Source organism: Bacillus pretiosus (genome assembly GCF_051294775.1).
In the GTDB taxonomy this organism is placed as follows: domain Bacteria; phylum Bacillota; class Bacilli; order Bacillales; family Bacillaceae_G; genus Bacillus_A; species Bacillus_A wiedmannii.
The window spans coordinates 1-296 of the sequence record NZ_JBPPHF010000302.1; the positions used below are offsets into that span (position 1 = coordinate 1).

The 296-nt window shown below is 43.2% G+C and carries 1 protein-coding gene; it reads left to right on the forward strand.

The features are described 5' to 3' along the window. A partial coding sequence (locus ACSG5Z_RS30975; protein WP_435712871.1) for a PTS sugar transporter subunit IIC occupies positions 1 to 296 on the forward strand: 296 nt, incomplete at both ends.

The following is a 296-nucleotide window of genomic DNA, read 5'->3' on the forward strand; positions in this document are numbered from 1 at the left end:
GCGTTAGATATGATGCTCGTTCCATTTGCGGCAATATTAGGTTCTGGTTTAGTTGGAATTTGGTTATCTCATAATATTACTCCTGTTTTAAATACAATTGGAGCATTCATTAAAGATAGCTCAGCTGGTAGCCCGTTCATCGCTTCTATTGTTATTGCAGTCGTTTGGGGACTATTACTTATCACTCCAGCTTCATCAGCTGCGTTAGCGATCGCACTTAGCTTAGACGGTGTTGCAGGTGGTGCTGCTCTTGCAGGCTGCGTTGCTCAGTTTATCGGATTCTCTGTAATCTCAGC